The 22998-nt window shown below is 34.6% G+C and carries 16 protein-coding genes; 10 read left to right on the top strand and 6 right to left on the bottom strand.

Annotated elements, in window-relative coordinates; all coding sequences use genetic code 11:
* Positions 1 to 302: 302 nt before the first annotated feature.
* On the bottom strand, positions 303 to 752 hold the full coding sequence (locus tag HMPREF0669_RS03215; RefSeq protein ID WP_009228461.1) for a transglycosylase SLT domain-containing protein: 450 nt from the start codon (positions 750 to 752) through the stop codon (positions 303 to 305).
* A gap of 591 nt (positions 753 to 1343) precedes the next feature.
* On the opposite strand from HMPREF0669_RS03215, the gene HMPREF0669_RS03210 reads away from it, so the two are divergent.
* From HMPREF0669_RS03210 to HMPREF0669_RS03180, 7 genes are all read left to right on the top strand, one after another.
* A complete protein-coding gene (locus HMPREF0669_RS03210; RefSeq protein ID WP_009228460.1) occupies positions 1344 to 1781 on the top strand; it encodes an AraC family transcriptional regulator in 438 nt (145 codons plus the stop codon).
* Between the two features lie 106 nt (positions 1782 to 1887).
* Positions 1888 to 3837, top strand: coding sequence for a dihydrofolate reductase (locus HMPREF0669_RS03205; protein WP_009228459.1), 1950 nt, complete (start codon positions 1888 to 1890; stop codon positions 3835 to 3837).
* The gene (locus tag HMPREF0669_RS03200) at positions 3834 to 4451 is read left to right on the top strand and encodes a DNA alkylation repair protein (RefSeq protein ID WP_009228458.1); all 618 of its coding nucleotides are present in this window, start codon (positions 3834 to 3836) and stop codon (positions 4449 to 4451) included. Before HMPREF0669_RS03205 ends, HMPREF0669_RS03200 begins: the two co-directional genes overlap by 4 nt.
* Before the next feature lie 108 nt (positions 4452 to 4559).
* On the top strand, positions 4560 to 5837 hold the full coding sequence (locus HMPREF0669_RS03195) for an adenylosuccinate synthase (protein ID WP_009228457.1): 1278 nt from the start codon (positions 4560 to 4562) through the stop codon (positions 5835 to 5837).
* 7 nt (positions 5838 to 5844) lie between these two features.
* Positions 5845 to 7206, top strand: a complete 1362-nt coding sequence (gene hisS, locus HMPREF0669_RS03190) for a histidine--tRNA ligase (protein ID WP_009228456.1) — start codon at positions 5845 to 5847, stop codon at positions 7204 to 7206.
* Between the two features lie 241 nt (positions 7207 to 7447).
* Complete coding sequence (locus HMPREF0669_RS03185; RefSeq protein ID WP_009228455.1) at positions 7448 to 10267, top strand: S8 family serine peptidase; 2820 nt, start codon at positions 7448 to 7450, stop codon at positions 10265 to 10267.
* A 5-nt stretch (positions 10268 to 10272) separates the two neighbouring features.
* Positions 10273 to 11214 (top strand): hypothetical protein, encoded by a 942-nt coding sequence (locus HMPREF0669_RS03180; RefSeq protein WP_009228454.1) that lies wholly within the window; start codon positions 10273 to 10275, stop codon positions 11212 to 11214.
* Between the two features lie 117 nt (positions 11215 to 11331).
* Here HMPREF0669_RS03180 and HMPREF0669_RS03175 read toward each other — a convergent pair whose 3' ends face one another.
* From HMPREF0669_RS03175 to HMPREF0669_RS03155, 5 genes are all read right to left on the bottom strand, one after another.
* A complete protein-coding gene (locus tag HMPREF0669_RS03175; RefSeq protein WP_009228453.1) occupies positions 11332 to 12555 on the bottom strand; it encodes a sialidase family protein in 1224 nt (407 codons plus the stop codon).
* Positions 12556 to 12793: 238 nt separating this feature from the next.
* On the bottom strand, positions 12794 to 13510 hold the full coding sequence (locus tag HMPREF0669_RS03170; RefSeq protein ID WP_009228452.1) for an ATP-binding cassette domain-containing protein: 717 nt from the start codon (positions 13508 to 13510) through the stop codon (positions 12794 to 12796).
* 97 nt (positions 13511 to 13607) lie between these two features.
* Positions 13608 to 16940, bottom strand: a complete 3333-nt coding sequence (gene secA / locus HMPREF0669_RS03165) for a preprotein translocase subunit SecA (protein WP_009228451.1) — start codon at positions 16938 to 16940, stop codon at positions 13608 to 13610.
* Positions 16941 to 17042: 102 nt separating this feature from the next.
* Positions 17043 to 18401 (bottom strand): alkaline phosphatase family protein, encoded by a 1359-nt coding sequence (locus HMPREF0669_RS03160; RefSeq protein ID WP_009228450.1) that lies wholly within the window; start codon positions 18399 to 18401, stop codon positions 17043 to 17045.
* On the bottom strand, positions 18402 to 19520 hold the full coding sequence (locus HMPREF0669_RS03155) for a DUF4105 domain-containing protein (RefSeq protein WP_232236468.1): 1119 nt from the start codon (positions 19518 to 19520) through the stop codon (positions 18402 to 18404).
* Between the two features lie 177 nt (positions 19521 to 19697).
* On the opposite strand from HMPREF0669_RS03155, the gene HMPREF0669_RS03150 reads away from it, so the two are divergent.
* From HMPREF0669_RS03150 to HMPREF0669_RS03140, 3 genes are read left to right on the top strand one after another with little or no spacing between them, the layout of a single operon-like run.
* Positions 19698 to 20999, top strand: a complete 1302-nt coding sequence (locus tag HMPREF0669_RS03150) for a hypothetical protein (protein WP_044045569.1) — start codon at positions 19698 to 19700, stop codon at positions 20997 to 20999.
* Positions 20984 to 21658: an LPS export ABC transporter periplasmic protein LptC gene (locus HMPREF0669_RS03145; protein WP_020967114.1), complete on the top strand. Its 675-nt coding sequence runs from the start codon at positions 20984 to 20986 to the stop codon at positions 21656 to 21658. The genes HMPREF0669_RS03150 and HMPREF0669_RS03145 overlap by 16 nt, the downstream gene beginning before the upstream one ends.
* 44 nt (positions 21659 to 21702) lie before the next feature.
* The gene (locus HMPREF0669_RS03140) at positions 21703 to 22965 is read left to right on the top strand and encodes a hemolysin family protein (RefSeq protein WP_009228445.1); all 1263 of its coding nucleotides are present in this window, start codon (positions 21703 to 21705) and stop codon (positions 22963 to 22965) included.
* Positions 22966 to 22998: the final 33 nt, after the last annotated feature.

Raw genomic sequence — 22998 nt, 5'->3', positions numbered from 1 at the left:
CGTCTTTTAGTACTAATGATACCATATTACACCTTCCAAAAGCTATACTTTTATATAACAAGAGCTATGTTATTACACTCAAAAAGCATTGCTTTTACACCGTAAAAACAATACTTTTTGACTGAAAACATAACGTTTTGTATATATAGAGAGAAAGGACATCTATATTCTCCCAACTAAATTTTACACAATAAACTAGAGAACTAAGAAACATAAAAAGTTTAATAATAAGCTAGACTCATTCTTACGAACCTGTATAACTTCATTATTAAACTTTCACAAAACTTATTTTATAATTATTTTTATTGCTTCTTATTTAATGCTCTCATCACTTTTTCAAAATATTTCTGTGTTCTTTTCATCCTATATTTCATTCCACCATTCCACGAACGAATCGCTCTTTCAACGTTATTCATGGGGTTATGAAAAGATTGAATAGTTAAAAACATTTCTTTTGATTTAGCAATACTAAAGCGATCTTTCAACGAGTAGCGTTTACTATTATTACGCATCTTCATGATATTGTTGCATTCTGCAACTAAAATTGGTGTTATTTGCAATACACCTACAGAGTTTCCACTCTTCGCATTGGGGTCTCCTTTACTCTCAACATGTATAATTGCCTCGATAATAGGTTCCCAATTAAACTCTTTTTTTATGTTGTTCTCGTTCTTCTTTGCACCAAAAACCAACACATTTGTCGCTACAATTAATCCAAAAATTAAAATTACACGTTTAAAATAATTATTCATTACTACATTATTTATGGAACCGGAACAAACTAAAAAAGCAACTTTTATGATAAAGATGAGTGATGTAAGAGCGTTGAAAATCAAACACTGAAACGTTTTCAAATACAAAAAGAAAGCGTTTCTTATACAAAAGAATTGTCCTTACATAACTCTTGTTCGCCACAGAGCTCTAATATAATGAATTAAAGCACTGCACTAATTCCGTTACTACTCAGCAAATACGGACTTATATCAAATGGAATAAAGTTCGAAATCTGCCCTTCGACGATGCAAAGGTAGTAAAAAAAGATAGAATACCATAATAAAATAGCGTAAAACATATCACACAATGACACAAATCAACAAGTAAAATACTAATAATCAATATATTACCAACAAAGAACAGGATGTTTCATTTTCTTATTTTATTACGATAAAAAGGTCTCTAGAAAAGCAAAAAACATATCTTTTAGAGCAATATTTAGATATGAAAAGTTGAAAATATGAAAAATAAGAGCTATTTTTGCATCTACAGGAAATGGATATATTAATGGTAAAAAGAAATAGAATTATCATTTATTAAAATGATAACAATTTATCACTGTATACTCAATGTCAAATAAGGTGCAATTCAATACAAACAAGATATACAACTCTGAAATACCAAATTATTGTAAGAGAATTAATTTTGAAACGCTCAATGGTTTGAAAAATAATATTATTAAGTTGATTGTTAAAAAGAAAAAATATCGTGATAGATGCTATAACATCAATAAATTATCAAAAGAACTTAACACCAACACCCGTTATATTTCAGCCACTTTCAATGTCATTTGGAACACCAACTACAATGGTTATGTAAACAAATATCGTGTTTTAGAGGCAAAAAAACTACTGATGGATTCAAATTTCGCTCATCTTTCAATAGAGGATGTGTGGATACAAGTTGGTTTTTCAAATCGTCAATCATTTTTTAAAAGCTTTAAAACACTTATGGGAATATCACCCAAACAATTTAAAATGCAAAATCAAGCAAATCAAAAAGAATAGAATATAGATAAAAGGGCATATAAATACCTTTTAATAATAATATCAAAGCAATGCGAAGACTAGTTTTCAATTTGTGCGATATCAATAATTTAAGAATAAATACAATATGGATAAATTCAATTATATAGACGAACGTTTTGCTGATATTCAAATACTTAGATATCAGCTTCACGGCTTTAATAGTCTAAACGCTCAACAAAAAGCGTTGATTTATTATCTATCTCAAGCCACATTATGGGGTAGAGACATCACAACCGACCAATTCGGAAAATACAATCTGCGCATAAGAAAAACGTTGGAAGCTGTATATTTACACTATAAAGGAAACAAAGAATGTAATGATTTCAAAGCTCTTACAACCTATCTAAAACAAGTTTGGTTTGCAAATGGAATTCACCATCACTATGGAGGCGAAAAGTTTATCCCTCAATTTAGTGAGGAGTTTTTTAGAGAAGCTGTTAATGAGATAGATAAAGCGCATCTACCTCTCGACAACAGCAGTTCTGTCAGCGAGTTATTAGATACGATTTGCCCCGTCATCTTTAATCCTTCACTCCATGCCAAAAAAGTGAACAAAACCGATGGTATTGACATTGTCAAAGAATCGGCAGTAAACTATTACGAAAATGTAACTCAACAAGAAGTTGAACAATACTATGCTTCGCTCAATAATCCTGCTCATTCTCAGGCTCCTTCATACGGATTAAATAGTAAGTTGGTAAAAGTTGATGGGCAATTAACTGAATTGGTTTGGAAAGAAGGTGGTTTATATGGATGTGCTATCGAACATATTACCTATTGGTTAGATAAAGCTCGCAGTGTTGCAGAAAACGAACAGCAACGAAAGGTGATAGATCTTCTAATTGAATATTATAAGACTGGTGACTTAGAACTATTCGATCAATATTCTATTGAATGGCTTAAAGAGCAAGAAGGAATGGTTGATTTCATCAATGGCTTTATCGAAGTGTATAGCGATCCATTAGGTCTTAAAGCATCATGGGAAGGCTTAGTAGAATATAAAGATATAGAAGCTACCAAGCGCACCCGTCTTATTAGCGACAATGCTCAATGGTTTGAAGATCATTCTCCTGTAAATTCTCAATTCAAAAAGAAAACCGTAAAGGGAGTAACTGCCAATGTTATTTGTGCAGCAATGCTGGGTGGAGACGAATATCCCTCAACTGCTATCGGTATAAACCTACCTAATGCAGATTGGATTAGAGCACAATATGGCAGTAAGAGCGTAACTATAGGAAATATCACCGATGCTTATAATAAGGCATCACACGGCAATGGATTTGATGAAGAGTTTGTTGCCGATAGTGAAACTTTGGCTCTCATACAGCAATATGGCGACAAATGCGATGATCTTCATACTGATTTACACGAATGTTTAGGTCATGGTAGTGGTCAATTGCTACCTGGTGTAGATTCTAATGCGCTCAAATCGTATGGTAATGTTATTGAGGAAGCTCGTGCAGACCTATTTGGTTTGTATTATATTGCAGACGATAAACTTGTTGAATTGGGTCTTCTTCCGAATAAAGAGGCTCACAAATCACAATATTACACCTACTTAATGAATGGTCTTCTTACACAACTTGTAAGAATAAACGAAGGTAACGATATTGAAGAAGCACACATGAGAAATCGTGCTTTAATTGCTCGTTGGGTGCATAAACATTCTGAAGGTGCTGTAGAAATTATCAAGAAAAATAATAAGAGCTTTGTGATTGTTAATGATTACGGCAAACTTAGGATTCTATTTGCTACTCTTCTTGCAGAAATTCAACGTATAAAGAGTGAAGGAGACTTTGAGGCTGCTCGTGAATTAGTGGAAGAATATGCCGTAAAAATAGAGCCTCAACTTCATAAGGAAATTAGAGAAAGATACCAAAAACTAAATCTTGCTCCTTATAAAGGTTTTGTCAACCCATTATTAACACCAGTATTTGATAATTCTAATAATATTATCGATGTAAAAGTTGAATACAACGAAAGCTATACTCAACAAATGTTACGTTATTCACAAACATACTCTGCATTACAATGAAAGAAGAAACAAACGATAAAATAAAAGCCATTAAACAATCGTTCCGCCTCTTTATGGACGGAGCTGTGGCACAATCAATGCGCAACAAAGGCGTTAATTATCACATAAACTGGGGCATTCCTGTAACTCGTTTGAAAGAAATGGCAATCCCTTATGGAAAAGATTATGACTTAGCCATTGAGCTTTGGAAAGAGAATATACGTGAGTGTAAAATTCTTGCAACACTCATTATGCCCCTAGAACAAATGCTTCCTGAAGTTGTTGATATATGGATGGAACAAACTCCATCGCAAGAATTAGCCGAAATAGCATGCTTCAATTTGTATCAACACTTAGACTTTGCTCCAATTTTGGCATACAAATGGATGGCTTCGAACAATGAACTTGAGCAATTATGTGGCTATTTGATACTTACAAGACTCTTTATGAAAGGGCAAGAACCAAATGAACGAGGTATTAATGAGTTTCTCGACCAAGCCTATTCTGCAATTCAAACAGACAACATGGGCTTGAAACGAGCAATACACAATTGCTTACTTAGATTTACAGAGTTAGATGAAGAATATCTTGAAATGGCGCAAAAAGCATTCAAGCCACTTCAGATAGAATTCTAAAAATATTGTTCTCACATTAATATATATCGAGAAAATATAGTACTTTTGTACAGTCTAAATACCCAATAGACAAATAACGAGAAGACAAAAGATAGAAAATTTACAGCTATGAACACAGCAAAAGTTGACGTTCTACTAGGTTTACAGTGGGGCGATGAAGGTAAAGGAAAAGTCGTTGACGTATTAACTCCACAATATGATGTTATTGCACGCTTCCAAGGAGGCCCCAATGCAGGTCATACTTTAGAGTTTGAAGGAGAGAAATATGTGCTCCGTAGCATTCCATCAGGAATATTCCAAGGAGGAAAAGTCAACATCATTGGTAATGGAGTTGTGCTTGCACCAGACTTGTTTATGCAAGAAGTAAAAGAGTTAGAGAAAAGCGGTCACAACCTAAAAGATCGTCTTAAGATCTCTACCAAAGCACATCTCATAATGCCAACTCATCGCCTTATCGATGCAGCTCAAGAGGCAAAGAAAGGTAAAAATAAAGTAGGTACAACAGGAAAGGGTATCGGTCCTACCTATACAGACAAAATAAGTAGAACAGGTTTGCGTGTTGGTGACATCTTAGATAACTTCAAAGAAAAATACGAAGCACATAAAGCAGCCCACCTAGACCAACTTAAAGCATTGCACTATACCGACTTCGACATTACAGAAATTGAGAAAACGTGGCTTGAAGGAATTGAGTTTATGAAAAATTTCCAATTTGTTGAAGGCGAATATGCTGTAAACAACTACTTAAAAGAAGGTAAATCTGTTCTTTGTGAAGGTGCTCAAGGAACAATGTTAGATGTAGACTTTGGTTCTTATCCTTTTGTAACTTCATCTAATACTATATGCTCTGGTGCTTGTTCAGGATTGGGCATAGGTCCTAATAAAATTGGAGATGTGTTCGGAATTATGAAAGCTTACTGCACAAGAGTAGGCTCTGGCCCATTCCCTACAGAGCTTTTCAATGAAGAAGGCAAACAAATTAGAGACTTAGGACATGAATATGGCGCAGTAACAGGACGTGAACGTCGCTGCGGTTGGATTGACCTTGTTGCATTGAAATATGCTATTATGATTAATGGAGTAACCAAGTTAATCATGATGAAGAGTGATGTCCTCGACACATTCGCAACCATTAAGGCATGTGTTGCATACAACATCAATGGTAAGATCACAACAGAACTTCCTTACGACCTATCAAAAGATGTTGAACCTGTGTACAAAGAGATTAAAGGTTGGCAAACAGATTTAACTCAATGTACCAGCGAAGAGCAGCTTCCTCAAGCCTTCTTAGATTATATTACTTTCCTTGAAAAAGAATTAGAAACCCCAATTTCAATTGTATCAGTTGGTCCAGACAGAGCTCAGACCATAACAAGAAAACAATAAACAGCGAATGGCAAACAAACCAAATATACCTAAAGGCACAAGAGATTTCTCTCCTTTAGAGATGATTAAACGAAACTATATATTCAATACCATCAAAGATGTGTATAAATTATATGGTTTCCAACAAATCGAAACACCTGCAATGGAATCATTACAAACCCTCATGGGTAAGTATGGAGATGAGGGAGACAAGCTTCTCTTCAAGATACTTAACTCGGGAGATTACCTTAAAAAGGTTTCAGACGATGAACTATTGCAACGCAATCCTCTAAAACTTGCACCTCAACTATGCGAAAAAGGCTTGAGATATGACTTGACGGTTCCTTTCGCTAGATACGTTGTTATGCATAGAGAGGAACTTCAAATGCCTTTCAAACGCTACCAAATACAACCTGTTTGGCGTGCAGACAGACCTCAAAAAGGGCGTTACAGAGAGTTTTATCAATGTGATGCCGACATTGTTGGTTCTGATTCTCTTCTAAATGAAGTTGAGTTGGTGCAAATTATAGATACTGTTTTCACCAAATTTGGAATCAGAGTACAAATCAAAATCAACAATAGAAAGATTCTAACTGGTATTGCTGAGGTGATAGGTGAAGCTGAAAAGATTATTGACATTACTGTTGCTATAGACAAACTCGATAAAATTGGCATCGATAATGTTAACAAAGAACTAAAAGAAAATGGTATAAGCGACGAGGCAATTACAAAGCTTCAGCCCATTATTGCATTGAAAGGTAGTAATGAAGACAAGCTTAATACCCTACAAGAAGTTCTTTCTACATCTGAGATTGGCTTAAAAGGAATTGAAGAAACACGCTATATTCTTAATAAATTGTCATCTGTTAATACTCAAAACGAAATTGAACTCGATTTAACTCTTGCACGTGGACTAAACTATTACACAGGTGCTATATTCGAAGTAAAAGCTCTTGATGTTGCAATTGGCAGTATTACAGGTGGTGGACGCTATGATAATTTAACAGGAATATTTGGAATGCCAGGTATAAGTGGCGTTGGAATTAGCTTTGGTGCAGATAGAATATACGACGTTCTGAATACTCTCGACCTATATCCACGTGAGAGTGCAGAACAAACCCAAATTCTTTTCATCAACTTTGGTGAAGAAGAAGTAGACTATTGTCTTCCTATCGCAACCCAACTCCGCACCAATGGAGTTTTCACAGAAGTATTTCCAGACAATACCAAGATGAAAAAACAAATGAATTATGCTAATGCAAAGCAGATCCCATTTGTTGTTATTGCTGGAGAAAACGAAATAAAGGAAGGCAAACTAACTCTAAAGAATATGCTCACCGGTGAGCAATCACTTCTTACAAAAGAAGAACTGATTGCAAAGTTTCAATAAAACATAAGTTCGGTCACAAACAATTCGTTTTTATATATAAAAAACGAAGATCTTAGAATAACATAAAAGACATAGAGAACGAATTTGTTTTTAATACAGAAAAGGGTATCAACAAATCTTTCTCTATGCTTTTTAATACATGTATAGATAATATTATCCTCCTTAAATATAAAAGGTTTCTAGATAAAATATATTTAATTGAATTATCCCCAACATCATCAGAAACATTCTATTTTATAACATGAAGCAATATTTTATATATGCATCTCTTGCACTTCTATGTTGGTCGTGTCAAGATAGCACAATTATAAACGAAAATGAAACCCCTCATTCTGTATCTTCTACTAAACAGATTGAAGACAACATCATTAACGTTAAGTTTACAAAAGAGATTATCTCCCAGATAGATAACAATAGAAACCAGCTCACTTTGCCAACTGGCAATGCACAACTAGACAACTATCTTTCTTCTATAGGAGCAGAAAAAGTCACTAGAACTTTTCCTTATGCAGGTAAGTACGAAGCAACCCAAAAAGAAGAAGGTTTGAACTTGTGGTACACAATCACTCTTAATCACACTAAGAATGCAGTTACTAGAGCTTTAAACAACAATAAGAATAGCAATATCACACAAGTTGTAGAACCTGTATATATCCCTATTCTAGAAAATTACACCACAGTAGAGGTTTCAAAGAACACAACACGCACCATTTCTGATTCTCCTTTTGACGATCCCTATTGGTCTCTTCAATGGAATTTGCACAACAAAGGAAATATAGGAAACTATACAGATACTGAAGGAAAGAAGATTATTAGTTCAATAAAAGATGCAGATATAAATGTTATTAATGCTTGGCAACAAACAAAAGGAAATCCTAATGTTATTGTTGCAGTAGTTGATGGCGGTGTAGATATTGAGCATGAAGATCTTAAAGACAATATATGGGTGAATGATGGAGAAATTCCTAACAATGGAATAGACGATGACAACAACGGCTATATTGATGATGTTAACGGTTATAATTTCGTAGACTATAATGGAACAATAATACCTCAAGATCATGGAACACATGTTGCAGGAACCATTGCAGCAAAAAATAATAACAACAAAGGTATCTGTGGTATAGCTGGAGGCGATGAAACTCCCAACTCTGGAGCACGCATTATGGTTTGCCAAATATTCAAACCCAATCCTAAATACAATCCAAATAATCCCAAATCAATTAAAGATATTCCTACAAGAAGTGCTAATGCAACTGCTGCCGCAATTGTTTATGGAGCCAATAATGGTGCTCTAATCAGTCAAAACTCTTGGGGATATGATAGTGATGTTGAAGAAGAGCCACAAGTTATTCATGATGCTATAGATTATTTCATTAAACATGCAGGTTCAAAACCTAACTCTTTAATGAAAGGAGGAATAGTTTTCTTTGCTGCAGGAAACTCAAGTAGTGAGAAAAAAGAATATCCAGGAGCTAATGAAGATGTTATTGCAGTTGCATCTGCCACTCCTAATTACTCTGCAGCATGGTATAGTAATTATGGAAATTGGGTGGATATTATTGCACCTGGCGGTAGTAGTCCATATAATAACTATTTTCCTTTTCAGAAAGAAAAACCCACATCTGAAATATTAAGTACACTTCCTTCAAAAGACAATGTAAGTAAATATGGTTATCTTCAAGGAACATCTATGGCATGTCCTCACATGTCTGGAATTGCGGCTCTTGCGATTTCTAAGTTTGGAAGCAGTACTTTCACAGCTGAAGAACTAAAACAACGCATTCTTTCAGGAGTGAAGCCCATTGATTTAAGAAACTATAATGAAAGTAAATACACCAATAAACTGGGTATAGGCTATGCAGATGCTGCTCTAACACTTGAAGAGTACGAAATGAACACACTTGCCTCTATTCCACAATTTGTACCAAGTGAAACTCAAAGTGGTTGTACTTCTATTCAGCTAGGAATAACCAGTAGTTCTGTTACCAAAGATAATACATTCAGATATCGAATTTATTATTCTACACAGCCTCTTGTTTCTGTAGATAATAACACAGACAATATTTCGTATAGAGATATTCCTGTTTACTATAACACTGGCAATAACAAACTAAAAGTAATAATTGATGAATTACAACCAGGAACGAAATATTACTTTGCTGTGAAGACATTTGCTCGTAATGGTAAAGCATCAAACCTAGTTATATATAATGGCTCAATACAAACTCTTGTTAATACGGCACCTGAAATTATTGCAGACAAGAATGTTTCTCAACCATTTAAAGTTGCAGGAAAAGATACATTACACTTTACTTTCAAGATTATAGATAAAGAGAATCATGCCTTTACATACGAAATATCTAAAAAACCATTCATAGATATTGAGTCCAAGAAAGAAGAAGCCTCTGTTATAGTATGGGGAGAAAAGATGTCTGAAGGCAATAATTCATTCATCATTACAGCTAAAGATGAGTTAGGTGCTTTGAGAACTCTTGAGATTTTCTTTGTAAAAGAAAAGGATAACGCTCCAAATCTCAGCACTTTCATACGTAACATCTACCTTGAAAAGGGAGAAGAAAAAACAATTCCACTAACCTCTTTCATCATTGATGAAGACCCTAAGAGTGTTAAATTAGACATAAAGAATCAGTTATATAACAGCGTTAAAGCATCTATCAAAGATCACATTCTTACCATCAAAGGTGAGCAACTTGGTGAATCGACTCTTTCGTTGTTACTTACTGATAAGCATAACCAAACTAGTAGCATTGACATTACACCTTATGTGTATATGAATAAAGGCATACTTAGTTTGTTTCCAACAATTGCTCACAAGAATGTCTATATCAAACTTAGCAACAAGATACAAGACAATGTGAAGATTGAGATACGCAATAGTGCCAATAAAATGGTGTTTGAACAAAACTATAATGCATCAGCTCTCAATTCATCTAAAAATATTTTACACATCAATACTACATCTTTCATGCCTGGTAGATATCAAGTGGTATTGAAAGCAAAGAACCAACAATATCAAGAATATTTCTTTAAACAATAAAATTTATGAGAAATGTCATCATAACAACACTGGGTTTACTTGCCTTCTCGGCACTAGCCAATGCCCAAAGTCGCCCTATGCCTCTATTAGAAATGCCAACTTCGGCAGAAGCATTATCTGTGGGTAACTCCTTAAAGGGTGTTCAACACTCTCATTATATATTCACCAATCCGTCTGCAATGCTTCAGCAAAGCTCTAACATAAATACTAGTTATGCAGCAGAACTCATTTCTTCAAAAGGCAACACCTCATATCTTCATATTGTTGATGGAGCAATTAAGCGTAAAAAGGATGCATTCTTTGCAGGTATGAGATATTGGAATATTGGTAATAAAGATACTTTTGTAGATTTTACTGAGCATGAAACAAACCATAAAAAGATTACAGAAATGGCTTTTTCTATTGATTTGTGCTATGCTTATCAATGGAATAACCACTTAGCATCTTATGTAACAACAGGCTACTCACACGAATCTGGAGTAACAAAGCAACACGCTTGGCAAAATAATATAGGTATTACTTGGAACGATTCAACCCACTTTATCGGAAAAGAGTTTATTTATAACATTGGTTTTTCTGCCGATCACTTAGGAATAAACAGCTATAGAAAAGTAAGAAAAGCATTATCTCCTCGTTTATCTGCTGGTGGAAGTGTTCATATGATGCTAACAAATGCTCACCAAATAGAACTCTTTGCAGATGCGGGTTTATACCCTTCTATTCAAAATAGAAAATCATCTACTGAATATTCGCTAGGTATTGGATATGCTCTCAATAATAAAATAAGAATTAGAATGGGTCGCCATTTAGGCGATAAAGATAATTATTGGACTATGGGTGCAGGCTATACAACTCGTCGTTTCAATATTTTTGCCGCAACAAAGCTCACACCTAGTAGCGAACAACCTAATGTTTACATGTTGAATTTAGCACTTAATATTAAGTAAAAATACCATTAACAAATTCAGTTGAATAACTGATAAAAGAGAAAAAGACCTTTAGATCATTCAAATTTATGAACTAATCTAAAGGTCTTTCTTTTATTTATATATCAAAAACTTTTCTTATTTCTTTCTATAGGTATACTTTCCTGCTGTAATTGTCTCAATAGAAAGTGGTAAATAAGTTAATTCGTGAAGGTCTTTTGGTGCTTCTTCGTAGAAGAAACCTAGTTTACCATCAGCTTGGACACACATTGTACTATAAGAAGAATTAGTGTTTGACACTTTATAAACGCCATTCCAATCAGATGCGATATCCATAGACGAAATTCGATTCTTCTTGTTCTTAACTAAAGAACCCATGTCTTTATAATACACTGACACATTTTTTCTACCAGGACCAGCAGGTATACTTTGTAAAAGTAGATATGTTTTTGCACCTGTTAGAACTTCTTTTGCAGGAATTAAAAGTATTTCTCCATTGCAAGGAGTACCTGCATTAGCAATTCCTCCCTTTGCTTTTCTTGAGTCAACCTCGACTTCCCAAGTTCCAATCGCTTTCTTTAAATCTTTAAAGTGAAAGATATTGAAATAACGACCACCATCTTTTCTACTTGAAATAATGACAGAACCATCAGGCAACTCTTCGCATTTTACTTCGTCACCTTGAGGTGCACACGACTCTGTTGCCTTGCCAAGAACATTCCAAGTATCTCCAAAATTATCAGAATAAACCACAAAGTTACCCTTATGTGTACACAAAGCGGCATAAATACGATAGTATTTTCCAACCTTTACGATTGATGATTGACACACTTTGCCAGATGACATAAACATACTTGGATTAGTGTTATTAAAGAGTTTGTTGTAGAATTCGTTTGTATGATCTTTTGGTTTTGTCCAAACCCATTGTTTTTTCACATTATCATAAGACGCTCTTAAGGTCTCTATTCGCATAGGATGCTCAACTGTTGAACGTTGATAAGGAATATCACCTGATGCACATACTAATAAAAGTTCGTTATTTTTACGATCTGCAACCAAGCAAGCATCGCCATAACCTGCATCTACTCCTTTTCCTGTTCCTTCGATAATAATTTGTTCATCACTCCAAGTTTTTCCATTATCTTTACTTGTTTTCATAACAAGGTCTACCCTTCCATAACCTATATCTGCACCACAAGGGCGATAATCAACAATTGTGATAAGTTCACCTTTAATGGTATTCACAATTGCAGGTATGCGATAAGGATATTTTCTTACGCTATCTGTCTTAAATAAAACGGTTTGTGCAGCTACAGAAAGGGTGCAACCAAGAAGTAAAATAAGGTTGTAAATACGATTCATACTTGTATTGATTAATATTCTAAATAATTATCTTATATCAAAACTATAATACAAAGATAGGTATTAAAACTGATATTACACCATAACTTATATCTTTCTTTCCAACAATAGCTATCTAATTACATCGTAAAAGATATGTAATTAGATAATAAAAGCATTGCTTTTGAATGTCCAAAGCAATGCTTTTATTATTCTAACAATATACTATAATTTTTCTATTGCAAGGAAATCGAAGTTTCTAAGAATCAAAATATTTTTGTAATTCAACTTCGGCTCTCTCATTATGATTATCCAGATCTTTAATAATATGACCTTTCTCGAGCAATAATATACGCTGAGAAATATCAATGGTGTGTTGAATATTATGACTGCTTATTATCACAATAGATTGATGTTCTTCAGCATATGTTTTCAATAGATGCTTCAATATATTCTGAGAAGAAGGATCTAGAAAATTAAAAGGTTCATCTAATAATATTAAAGAAGGATTTAACAAGAAAGCTGCAACAATGCCAACTTTCTGTTTATTACCTGCAGACAAATCACGAATAAATATATTAGTTCCTAAGATATCTGTTCCAATAAATCGTGAAAAGAAAGCTAAATGATGCTCTAACTGATCATTTGAGATATTGGAAAGTTGCGCAATAAATCTAAAATATTCATCTGCTGTTAAGAAATCAATTAGAAATGAATTATCTACAAAGGCACCAACAAATGGTTTCCACTTATTGTTTTCTGTTGAAGAATAGGTGAGTTGCTCATCAATATGATAACAAATGACTCCTGAAGTGGGACGAAGCAAATCTAGCATCAACATAAATAGAGTTGTTTTACCTGCTCCGTTATTTCCAACAAGTCCTACTATCCCAGGTTTTTCAATATCAAGATGCTCAATATTAAGAACCTCTCTATCATTGTATTGCTTGGTTAATTGACTGATTTCTAGTTTCATAAATAACTCCTTCCTAAAGATAAAGAGGTAGAAGTAAGAGCTTCCGCTCTCCTCTTCCACCTCTTATTATGATTATATTCTTATAATAAAAGACTGCTTAAACAACACCTTGTCCATGGCAATTCTTAAACTTCTTACCGCTTCCACATGGACATGGATCATTACGACCTGGCTCTTTATCTTTTACATAAGGTGTACGATTCACCTGGTCTACACCTTCTCGGGTGTCGTAATTAGCCGCTTGTTGATGCGCTTCACGATCTAAATCTTCTTTTTGTTCAGTGTATTGTTGTGAATGTTGCTCTGGTGCAGCCTCTTGAACCTCATCTCCTGGAGCCTCTAAGATTTGTGCACGCATCAAGATACTAACAATCTTGTTATTCATCTCATTCACCATTGAATCGAAAAGCTTAACACTTTCGAGTTTAAACACCAACAATGGATCTTTTTGCTCATATGAAGCGTTTTGTACACTGTGACGAAGTTCATCTAACTGACGTAGATTTTCTTTCCAACAATCATCGATTGTACCAAGAATAATGGTACGTTCAAATTGTTTAATCACATCTTTTGCTTCAGTATCGTATGCATCTTTCAAATTACAAGGAATGTTGTAACCACGTTGTCCATCTACGATAGGAACAAGAATACGTTCGTATCTATCACCTTGCTCTTCGTAAATAGGTTTAATTACGTTCCAAGCAACACTTTGAATTCGGTCTGTTTTACGCTTGAATGCAGCCATTGCAGATTGGAAAGCACGCTCGCAAAGATCTATTCTGTTTGCGTTATTGAATTCATTCTCATCGAAAGGCAATTCCATTGCAAGGACTTTCAAGAATGATTCTTTACAACCTTCGAAATCGTTTGTCTCAATAATATGAACAACTCGATCCCAAATGATGTTCACAATGTCCATACCTATACGCTCACCCATCAATGCATGGCGACGTTTTTCATAGATAACGGTACGTTGTTTATTCATAACATCATCGTATTCAAGTAGGTGTTTACGAATACCAAAGTTATTTTCTTCTACCTTCTTCTGTGCTCTTTCGATACTTTTAGAGATCATTGGAGCCTCAATTCGTTCACCTTCCTTAAATCCAAGACGGTCCATTATGCTCGCAATACGCTCAGATGCGAATAAACGCATTAGCTTATCTTCTAGAGATACATAGAAAACAGACGATCCTGGGTCTCCTTGTCGACCTGCACGACCACGTAACTGACGGTCAACACGACGGCTTTCGTGTCTTTCTGTACCAATAATTGCAAGACCACCAGCATCTTTCACTTCTTGAGAAAGTTTAATGTCAGTACCACGTCCCGCCATGTTTGTTGCAATAGTAACAGCACCTTTACCATCTTTACTTTGTCCTGCTTCAGCCACAATAAGTGCTTCTTGTTGATGAAGTTTAGCATTAAGAACATTATGAGGAATATTTCTAAGCTTCAACATACGTGAAAGTAGCTCAGAAATCTCAACAGATGTTGTACCAACAAGACAAGGACGACCACTATTACGCATTTCTTCAACCTCATCAATAACGGCAGAATATTTCTCACGTGCAGTTTTGTAAACTCTATCATCCATATCTTTTCGCAAGATAGGTTTATTAGTTGGGATCTCAACTACATCTAATTTATAGATATCCCAAAGCTCTCCTGCCTCAGTACTTGCAGTACCTGTCATACCTGAAAGCTTGTGATACATACGGAAATAGTTCTGCAATGTGATTGTAGCAAATGTCTGAGTAGCAGCTTCAACCTTTACATGTTCCTTCGCTTCAATAGCTTGATGCAATCCATCACTCCATCTTCTACCATCCATTATACGACCAGTTTGCTCGTCAACAATCTTCACTTCACCATCCATAATAACGTATTCATCGTCCTTATTGAACATTGTGTAAGCTTTAAGCAATTGTTGTAGAGTATGAACACGTTCACTTTGCACTGCAAAATGATTAAGAAGAGCATCTTTCTTATCTAATCTTTCTTGGTCAGACAAGTTTGTTTCTTTCTCAAGCTCAGACAACTGAGTTGCAATATCTGGTAGAACAAATAACTCTTTATTATTTACTTCTTTTGCTAACCAATCGGTTCCACGGTCTGTAAGGTCACAACCATTCTGTTTTTCATCAACAACAAAGAATAGAGGTTGAACAGCTTTAGGCATCTCACGATTATTATTTTGCATGTAATACTCTTCCGTTTTGAGCATACCTGCTTTGATTCCCTCTTCTGAAAGGAATTTAATGAGAGGCTTATTCTTTGGTAAAGACTTGTAAGAACGATAGAGAGCAAGGAATCCTTCCTCTGTTAATTTATCATCTTTCTTCTCTCTTCCCTCTGCAATTTTTTGCTTTGCTTCACTTAAATATTGTGTAGCTAAACGACGTTGAACATCTACAAGACGTTCTACTAATGGTTGATATTCTTCAAACATTTGGTCTTCTCCTTTAGGAATTGGACCAGATATAATCAAAGGAGTACGTGCATCGTCAATCAATACAGAGTCTACCTCATCCACAATAGCATAGTTGTGTTTGCGTTGTACAAGGTCTGCGGGAGATATCGCCATATTATCACGAAGATAATCAAAACCAAATTCATTATTTGTTCCAAAGGTAATATCTGCTTCATACGCCTTTCTTCTCTCTGGAGAATTAGGGCGATGCTTATCAATACAATCGACTTTAAATCCATGGAACTCGTAAAGTGGACCCATCCACTCGCTATCTCGTTTCGCAAGATAATCATTTACGGTTACAACATGAACACCATTACCTGTTAAAGCATTAAGGAATACAGGTAAAGTAGATACTAATGTTTTTCCTTCACCAGTTGCCATTTCGGCAATTTTACCTTGATGTAGAGCGATACCACCAAATATTTGTACATCATAGTGAATCATTTCCCACTTCAAATCGTTACCACCTGCAGTCCAGTGGTTATGATATATAGCTTTATCCCCATTAATTGTAACAAAGTCTTTACTTGGATCTGCAGCTAAATCTCTATCATAATCAGTTGCAGTTACAATGGTTTCTTCGTTTTGAGCAAAGCGTCTTGCAGTGTCTTTTACAATTGAGAATGCAACAGGCATCACTTCATTTAGAGCAGTTTCATATATCTCTAGAACCTCTTTTTCTAGCTTATCGATTTGATTAAAGATAGCTTCTCTCTCATCAATAGGAGTTTCTTCAATGCTGGCTTTAAGCTTTGCTATCTCTTCTTTCTGTGTAGATCCAGAATTTTGAACATAGTTCTTTATTTCTAAAGTCTTTGCTCTTAGTTCGTCATTACTTAACTTTTCAATCTCAGGATATACAGCCTTTACTTTCTCAACAAGTGGTTGTATGAGCTTCATATCACGTGTAGACTTGTTTCCGAAGAGTGATTGTAGGAATTTATTAAAATTCATTTGTATGATGTTTTTATTATTTACAGACTTAATATAATTAATATAAAGTGCTACAAATTTAACAAATATAATTCAGAAAATAGCACTTTCAATATCACTTCTTTAAAAAAGAGGTTGTAAAGTACATCCATTTGGAGCACGAATATGTATTGCATTCGCAATTGTTGGAGCAATATGTTCCACAAGAGTGCATTCCTTTACCTGTTCTGGCTTTAAACTTAAACCATAAAAAATAATGGGGAAAGGAACAAAAGAAAGTCTTGAAACAACCGAATGATGTGTATCTTCATTTAACAACCTCCACCCTGGAGTAATATCTAAAATGATATCACCACTTACCGATGTTGGATATACTGATTTATGTACATCAACAACTCCAGCATTTTGCTTTAGAAAATCTTTTGATTTATTGTAAACTTCATCTAAAGAGAGACGTTTGTCTTCTATAAACTTACGATTTAAATAAATCTGATTACTATAATACGCCTCTACATATTTGCCTTGTCCATACACAGCACTCAGGAACATATTAAGCAAAGACGCTGTTCTATTGACATAGAAAGTACCTGTAGGAATCTTATATTTAGAATAATCTATTGCATTTTCAATATCATAACCTGTGCTTGTTAATACAAATAGCACCTTATCACGCCCTATTTTATTCTCAATATGTTGAATAAGACGAGTTAAAACTCTATCAAGTCCTACATAAACAGCTTCATAACCATTCTTTTCTTGTTGTGCAATCTCATTACTTGCACTTAGCGTTATAGCTAAATAATCAGTTATTTCATCTCGTCCGAGAGCATTACCATCAAGACATTCCAATGATAAATACGCCACATTGTCGTTATCATTAGAATCTTGTTTTCCTCCAAGAAGACTATTAAATGCTTTTATCCACTTTTGGATAGACAACGGATAATAATCTGAGGTGCTCCATTTCTTTGTCTTTTCATCAATCCATAAAGCTCCATCAGCAGCATGTCCTACAGACAAAACTGCTGCATCTCGATCTTTTGAAACACTATAAACAAGGGCACTTCCAGACGATGCAATTTTCAATTCATCTGCAAGCGTCGTTGTTGAGATGAATGATGGAGAGGTGTGATATTTTACATCATCAACACTCGACTCTATCTTTAAAGATTTTCTATTGAGCCAATTGTTTGCTACAATACCATTATATAAGGGAGAAGTACCCGTTGATAGAGCTGCAACAGCTGAAGAACGATCTAAAGGAGAAAACGAATAAGAAGCTTGTTTATACACTTTTCCTTCTGAAAAGAGTTTCTTAAATCCTCCAGTTCCATATAAGGCAGCAAAGCGTTCGATATAATCTGTTCGCAATTGATCGATAGTTATATTCACAACTAATCGAGGAGCTTTAAGCATTTGCTGCGCATGAATGCCTAAGCCCGATAACATTGTCAATATGAAAGCAGAAAGATATCTATTCATTTATTTTACCTTATCTAAGTATTTTATATTTACTACACATCTTATTAACAAAGATAATGCCAAAAAATACATTCCTTCGGCATAGGTTTGGAATAAGCCTAAGAATATAAAGAGCAAAATAAAACCCGCAAGTACTTTCCAATAGATGTGCGCTTTATGCTTTATTTCTTTCGAAACAACAGGCCACAACATGATGAGTGAGAGGGGATTGAGCAGTAATATCTGAAAATTTAATTGTACTGTTGGATGCTGTGAAAAAATCATTGCAAATAGAATCAATCCTAAAAGACCTGTTATTAGCAGTAAAAAGGCATCTAAATACCACATAATTACATTGCTTTTAAGTTGCAAAAGTGATGCTATTACAATGCAACAAAATACACCTATTATTATATATAGGGGACGAATGGGTTCTGAATCGCCTTTACTTTCTTTTGAATCAGGCAATATTTGGATTGTTTCTGCAACTAATTTACGTTTTATTTGTTTATTAGAAGCAATGCTTGCAGCAGCAAAATCAACCATTAACTGATGTGGCAAAAATTGCTTTTGCTCAAAGCTTAATGGTTTATCTGCCATCACTCCCAACAGAAGATCGTTACCAAAGCGTGCCCATAAATGATTTTCTGTACATTGATGAACTACATCTCTATAAGTTTCTTCTACTCCTTTCCTACCCCTATATTGCACCTTTCCGTTTATATTATCTAACAAAATATCACGTGCTCGTGTTGTGCAATTATCATAAAAATAGTTGTAACGGTAAACTTTATTATTGGGATCTGCATTTCTTTGCAATGCACTTATAATCTGTTGTTTTTCTTCATTCGTTAGATTAAGCCTTTGTTGAACCACCTCAGAACCATAAGTTGCATACTCAGCAACAAAATATTCAAATGGCTCTATGCCCATTTCATAATCGGTTAGTCCAAAAACAAAACGTAAAATAAAGTATGGCTTTTTGAAAGAAAACATGCCATAATTCACCGCAACATCATCACCTGTTTCTTTATTTTGCACTCTTAAAGCTGTATGTCCATACAAACTATATATCTGATTGTGTGGAGCACAGGTTAATAAGCTTATCTCTACAGAATCTAATTGAATAGAATTATTCAAAGATTCTTGAGCAGAAACGTTGTTAGAAACAAACAACAATATTAGTAAAAATATCGACTTTATTTTGTATTTTATATATTCCACGATGCAAAAATAACTTATATTTCCCACTTGTAATGCTCTTATCTCGTTTTTTTTCAATAATTTTGCAACGAAAACATTGTAATATTGCAATCAATGAAAAAAATAATATCATCGGTTCTAATGTGCGTTGCTTGTGCAACATCATATGCTCAAAGCGGAACAAACTCACCTTATAGCCAATATGGCATAGGCGTTTTATCAGAAAATCCAGGTGCCCAAAGTCGTGGAATGAATGGTTTAGGAATTGGATTTCACGAAAATAATCAAGTAAACTACCTAAACCCTGCATCTTATTCATCTATAGATTCACTCAGTTTTATATTCGATGCAGGTGCATCTGCTCAAATAACACAATTCAAAGAGCAAGGAGCAACATTTAATGCACGCAACGGGAACTTTGAATACATTATTGCAGGACTAAGACTTGCTAAGCATTTAGGAGCAAGTTTTGGCTTTGTTCCTTTTACAAACGTAGGATACAGCTATTCCAACTCTGGAAAAATAGAAAATCCTAACGATGGAACTATTACACCATATACCAATACTTATAATGGTGAAGGTGGCTTACATCAGACTTATTTAGGATTAGGCTGGATGCCAATTAAAAATTTCTCTATCGGAGTTAATACTTCGTATATGTGGGGAAACTATGAAAGAAGTGTTATAAATCAATATTCTGATGCTTCTATCAATACCTTGTCACGTAACTATAAAGCTGATTTCAATAGTATTCACACAACTTTAGGTTTACAATATACACTTTCTTTGAGTAAGAAAGATGCTATAACTTTAGGCGCAACCTATAATTTTGCACACGAATTAGGCACAAAACCTACATTTTCTATTATTTCAAAGAATTCTCAGACTAGCGTATCCGATACAACAACATATAATGCTGGCAAAGGAATGAACTTACCTTCTGCGTTATCTTTAGGACTGATGTGGAACCATGACCAACGCTTAAAGTTTGGTATCGACTATACCTTACAAAAATGGTCAGCTGTAAAAACACCAGTTTATATGGAGAAAAATAATATAAGCTCATACGTATTAGTTAATAATATGTATAACGATAGACACAAAGTAACATTGGGAGGAGAATTTTGCCCCAATGTTTTATCACGTCATTTCTTTTCTCGAATACGTTATAGATTTGGTGCCTCTCTTGTAAGTTCATATCTAAAGATTAACAACATTAATGGACCTAAAGAGTTTAGCATGAGTGCTGGTGTCGGAATTCCTATCATAAACGCATATAATTCACGCTCACTTCTTAATATTTCAGCACAATGGATAAACCAAAGCAGTAGCTCTTTCATCAAAGAAAATAGCTTGCGCATTAATATTGGTTTAACATTTAACGAGCGTTGGTTCGCAAAATGGAAAGTAGAATAATAATTGTGTCAAAACATTTACGACATATTCTATTTACAATAACTACGGTATGTTTCTTTGTTTGCTGTTCAGAACAAAAGGAACATACCGCTCCTGCTATTCATGAGCGTGACTCTGCATCTATAATGACGTCATATGGTGTTAACACTTTGATCTCAGATTCAGGTGTAATTAAATATAGAATTGTTACAGAACGCTGGGAAGTAAACGAAATAAGAAATCCCAAACGATGGATTTTTGAAAAGAGTTTATTTCTAGAACAATTCGATGAGAAATTTCATGTACAAGCTTTCATACAATGCGACACGGCTTATTATTTCACAGAACAAAAGCTTTGGGAACTAAGAGGACGTGTAAGAGTGCTTACAAAGGAAGGGTTACGTTATTTTAGTGAACAGCTCTTTTGGGATCAATCTAATCACGAAATATACTCACATGTATATTCTCGTATTGTAACCCCAGAACGAACTCTTCAAGGAAGCTATTTCCGTAGCGATGAAAAGATGACCCGTTATAACATATATAACACTAAAGGTTCATTTGAAAAAGGAGACTTTGGCAATAAAGACACAGGAACAAACGCTCTACCTGATACTTCACAACAAGTAATGAGACCTCCAACGAACCCACACCCAAAGCTTAACCCCAACGCATTATAATATTTATTAGATAGAAAACAATTATTAAAAACGATATCATTCAATTGGATTTACCACTTATTATAGGAATTATTACCACCCTCATTCTATCAGGTTTCTTTTCAGGAATGGAGATAGCATTCGTCTCTAGTAATAGAATGAGAGCAGAAATTGACAAAGAAAAGAAATCATTTTCTACAAAATTCATAGATTTCTTTTACCGACATCCAAATGGATTTGTCAGTAGTATGCTCATAGGAAACAACATTGTATTGGTTATTTATGGTATTCTTACAGCTCAATTACTAGACAACACTATATTTAAAGGATTTGATGCAGGTCTAAGAGTTACGTTAGATACAATCGTTTCTACCATTCTTGTAATCTTTGTTGGAGAGTTTATCCCTAAAACTATCTTTAAGAATAATCCTAATAGCAAACTTTCCTTCTTCTCACTTCCTGCTTATTTATTCTATTGTTTGCTATGGCCTATCAGCAAGTTAACAACTTTGTTGTCTAAGATTGTACTGAAAATATTAGGGAAGAAGCTGGACTATACACCTGATGAGGGTGAATTTACAAAGCTAGATCTCGACTATTTAGTACAATCAAGTATTGATAATGCCAAAAGCAACAGCGATATGGTAGAAGAGGTAAAGATATTTCACAACGTATTAGACTTGTCTGACACTCGTGTTCGTGATTGTATGATCCCTCGAACCGAAATCAATGCCATCGATATTAATACTTGCACAGACAAAGAACTCATGCAACGTTTCACCGAAAGTGGACACTCTAAAATCATTGTTTATAAAGAAAATATCGATAATATAATTGGCTACATCCATAGCTCAGAGATGTTTCACCAAGAAACCGACTGGAGAACAAAAATCCTTGAGATGCCTTTTGTCCCTGAAACAATGGCAGTTAAGAAATTGATGTCTATTTTCTTACAACGCAAAAAGAGTCTTGGCATTGTAATAGATGAATTTGGTGGCACCAGTGGACTAATCTCTTTAGAAGATATAGTTGAAGAGATCTTTGGAGAAATTGAAGACGAACACGATAATAAAAAATACATCGCAAAACAAACAGAAGATGGACAATATGTATTATCAGCCCGTTTAGAAATTGATAAAGTAAACGATATGTTTAACTTGGACATCCCTGAAAGCGATGAATATATGACTATTGGAGGTTTTATTTTACATCACTTCCAAACGTTTCCAAAGCTTAATGAAATCGTGAATATAGACAAGTACGAATTTAAAATTATAAAGAACACCCAAACAAAGATTGAACTTGTAAAACTAAAAGTAAAGCAATAGAGCCGTTTTTTAAGTTAAATATATTGTTATTCA

This window comes from Prevotella sp. oral taxon 299 str. F0039 (assembly GCF_000163055.2).
Taxonomy (GTDB): Bacteria; Bacteroidota; Bacteroidia; order Bacteroidales; family Bacteroidaceae; genus Prevotella.
The sequence above is the reverse complement of the archived record's forward strand: the minus strand, read 5'-3'. Positions and strand labels throughout refer to the sequence as shown.

Coding starts and splice junctions, on each gene's coding strand:
- HMPREF0669_RS03215 (WP_009228461.1), bottom strand. CDS start 752: ATGAATAATTATTTTAAACGTGTAATTTTAATTTTTGGATTAATTGTA.
- HMPREF0669_RS03210 (WP_009228460.1), top strand. CDS start 1,344: ATGTCAAATAAGGTGCAATTCAATACAAACAAGATATACAACTCTGAA.
- HMPREF0669_RS03205 (WP_009228459.1), top strand. CDS start 1,888: ATGGATAAATTCAATTATATAGACGAACGTTTTGCTGATATTCAAATA.
- HMPREF0669_RS03200 (WP_009228458.1), top strand. CDS start 3,834: ATGAAAGAAGAAACAAACGATAAAATAAAAGCCATTAAACAATCGTTC.
- HMPREF0669_RS03195 (WP_009228457.1), top strand. CDS start 4,560: ATGAACACAGCAAAAGTTGACGTTCTACTAGGTTTACAGTGGGGCGAT.
- hisS (WP_009228456.1), top strand. CDS start 5,845: ATGGCAAACAAACCAAATATACCTAAAGGCACAAGAGATTTCTCTCCT.
- HMPREF0669_RS03185 (WP_009228455.1), top strand. CDS start 7,448: ATGAAGCAATATTTTATATATGCATCTCTTGCACTTCTATGTTGGTCG.
- HMPREF0669_RS03180 (WP_009228454.1), top strand. CDS start 10,273: ATGAGAAATGTCATCATAACAACACTGGGTTTACTTGCCTTCTCGGCA.
- HMPREF0669_RS03175 (WP_009228453.1), bottom strand. CDS start 12,555: ATGAATCGTATTTACAACCTTATTTTACTTCTTGGTTGCACCCTTTCT.
- HMPREF0669_RS03170 (WP_009228452.1), bottom strand. CDS start 13,510: ATGAAACTAGAAATCAGTCAATTAACCAAGCAATACAATGATAGAGAG.
- secA (WP_009228451.1), bottom strand. CDS start 16,940: ATGAATTTTAATAAATTCCTACAATCACTCTTCGGAAACAAGTCTACA.
- HMPREF0669_RS03160 (WP_009228450.1), bottom strand. CDS start 18,401: ATGAATAGATATCTTTCTGCTTTCATATTGACAATGTTATCGGGCTTA.
- HMPREF0669_RS03150 (WP_044045569.1), top strand. CDS start 19,698: ATGAAAAAAATAATATCATCGGTTCTAATGTGCGTTGCTTGTGCAACA.
- HMPREF0669_RS03145 (WP_020967114.1), top strand. CDS start 20,984: ATGGAAAGTAGAATAATAATTGTGTCAAAACATTTACGACATATTCTA.